Genomic DNA, 2571 nt, shown 5'->3' with positions numbered 1-2571 from the left:
GGATAAGACAGGTACCATCGGTTGCATAACAAGATGATGTCTTTCTCAAAATGGCATCCTTTAAAACTTAGCATAAGGGCTCCAAAAACAGTATTTGTTTGATGACACAAATGCTATTATGAAACCGCTGGTAAAAACAATCCGAACTTTGCGACAGAACCTTATTTAGGCTAGATATTCCAAATAATTTAAAGTTTATTTTTTGTGATCCGTTTCGTAAGAAGACAAAGCAAGAATATGACCAGTTTGTGGATCGCCTTAATACATTAGCAGAAGATCAGCAGAACCGAATTAGGCAGGTACTCTTTGAATTAATGAAAAGTTCAAATATTCCATTTTCGGGTCAAGCAGCTAATGCATATTTCAGAATAAATCCGGGTGAAACGCAACGAGAAATTGAGCGAATGAAAGCAAATCCAAAGTGGAGGGAGTTTGTTGATATTCTTCCATCCTATTCGCCCTGATTGTTCGGATAATAAAGTAAAGGGGTCATAAAAGGACAGAACCGGATTTTGCGTGCGAATTCAATGGCCGTTAGAAGCTCATCCGGGAGCACCATGCTCTCAAGTTGGCCGGACGGCAGGTCGGGTTCCATTCAGGCGCGTAACAGCTAATACTGAAAAAAGTATGAAATGATCAAGCAATATCTCGAGTGTTCTTACCGGCTCAGATTGAAAAGAAAGCAGTGAAAAATGGTATCAACCGATTGGGTCAAACGATCAAAAAGAGAAAAGCGGCAAGCGGCGACATATCAGTATCAGAAAGATTTCCGCTATTTTGCTCAGGTAGGCGACGGCTTAAAAGAAGCTGGCGCGGGGGAACTAGCTGAACTCGGCGCAGAAGATGTCAGACCGGAATTCAGCGGAATTCATTTCAGGGCAGACAAATCAACCCTGTATCGAATTAATTATCTGACCAGATTTCTTTCACGGTGCCTTGCGCCCTTAATATCCTTCGCTTGCCATGATACCGATACGCTGTATCAGAAGGCTAAACAGATCGAGTGGGAAGATTTTTTTGTGGAAGGCAATACCTTTGCTGTATCGGGGAATGTCTCTAACAGTGCGATCTCGCATTCAAAGTTCGCTGCCCTGCGCCTTAAAGATGCGGTTGCCGACTATTTCAAGGAAAAAACCGGTCAGCGTCCGGATGTGTCGGTAAAAAATCCGGATATCTTGCTGAACCTTCATATAAGAAACGATAAGGCAGTAATAAGCCTCGACACTTCCGGCGGCGCGCTTCACCGGAGAGGCTACAGAGAGGAGACCGTTCCGGCACCGATGCAGGAAACCGTCGCCGCCGCCATTATCCGATACAGCGAATGGGACGGTTCTGTTCCTTTATATGATCCTTTGTGCGGTTCGGGAACCCTTTTGTGTGAAGCGCTCATGCAGTATAGCAATATTCCTGCAGGTGTTTTCAGGAGCCGATTCGGTTTTGAATTTCTGCCCGACTTTAGTGGCGCTGTCTGGAAGCGGGTAAAAAAAGAGGCCGACGGACACATTCGGGAACTGCCGGAAGGCTTGATAGGGGGCAGTGATGTGTCCGCGGAGGCTGTCAGTGCGGCGCGAACAAACTTGATGGGGCTTCATTACGGAAATAACGTAAGCGTAGAAGAGGCGGACTTCAGAAAGCTTCCCGCCCTTGAAGAGCATGTAATTGTAACCAATCCGCCTTACGGTATTCGGCTGGGGAGAGATGAGAATCTTGAAATATTTTATAAATATCTTGGCGATTTTCTGAAACAGAAATGCAAAGGCTCAGCCGCTTTTGTTTATTTCGGAGAACGGGATTATATCAAAAAAATAAGGCTGAAAGCATCATGGAAAAAACCGATCAAGGCCGGCGGGCTTGACGGCAGGCTGGTTAAGTACGAGATGTACTGAGAACACTAAGGGGGACTTGTAAAGGTTCTATCGCAAATTACTCCAGAGGACAAAAAGGGACTGAAGATCTCAGTCTTACCGCATTGAGTGAAGCGGCTATTCTCTCGCTTTTTCTGTAACGCGTAAAAAAAGCCCCGCCAGAAAAGTATCCCGGCAGGGCAATTTTAAATCAATAAAATCCTTGGTTAGGAAACTTTACGGACGTTGGTGGCTTGTGGGCCTTTCTCGCCTTGGGTCTCTTCGAATTCGACTTCATCTCCCTCATCAAGGGATTTATAGCCTTCTCCGGTAATGGCTGAAAAGTGGACGAAAAGATCGTCCCCGCTCTCAGGGGTGATAAATCCAAAACCTTTACTTCCGTTAAACCATTTGACTGTTCCTGTACTCACTGTTTATTTCTCCTGTTTATGATGTCAGCAATCAGCTGACGAAATGTCCAAAGTTTTCTAAATTAACAAAAAAAAGCTGTAGCAAGTTGGAAAGAGCTACAACGAATTACTTCTTCTGTTCACTTCCGTACTATGGACCTGTGTCTTTATACCATAACTGCACGGATAGGATCAACAAATTAAAACCAGTCCTCAAGAAGATTTTTAATGAAAAAATATGGTTCTGTCGCAAATTACCCCAGAGGACAAAAAGGGACTGAAGATCTCAGTCTCTAAGCTGCCAATGAGAAAAATTG

The 2571-nt window shown here is 44.3% G+C and carries 2 protein-coding genes; one reads left to right on the top strand and one right to left on the bottom strand.

Going from position 1 to position 2571, the window contains the following annotated elements; genetic code table 11:
- Window positions 1-692 precede the first annotated feature (692 nt).
- The gene (locus tag EYQ01_03615; protein HIE64901.1) at window positions 693-1886 is read left to right on the top strand and encodes a class I SAM-dependent RNA methyltransferase; all 1194 of its coding nucleotides are present in this window, start codon (window positions 693-695) and stop codon (window positions 1884-1886) included.
- A gap of 185 nt (window positions 1887-2071) precedes the next feature.
- Here EYQ01_03615 and EYQ01_03610 read toward each other — a convergent pair whose 3' ends face one another.
- Entirely contained in the window at window positions 2072-2275 is a 204-nt protein-coding gene (locus tag EYQ01_03610; GenBank protein ID HIE64900.1) for a cold-shock protein, read from the bottom strand.
- Window positions 2276-2571 lie beyond the last annotated feature (296 nt).

The sequence above is a fragment of the Candidatus Manganitrophaceae bacterium genome, from assembly GCA_012960925.1.
Lineage (GTDB): Bacteria > Nitrospirota > Nitrospiria > SBBL01 > JAADHI01 > DUAG01.
This window is presented reverse-complemented; position numbering and strand designations above follow the sequence as displayed.

Excerpts from the sequence above, each read along its gene's own strand:
- EYQ01_03615 (HIE64901.1), top strand. The coding sequence starts at position 693 with ATGGTATCAACCGATTGGGTCAAACGATCAAAAAGAGAAAAGCGGCAA.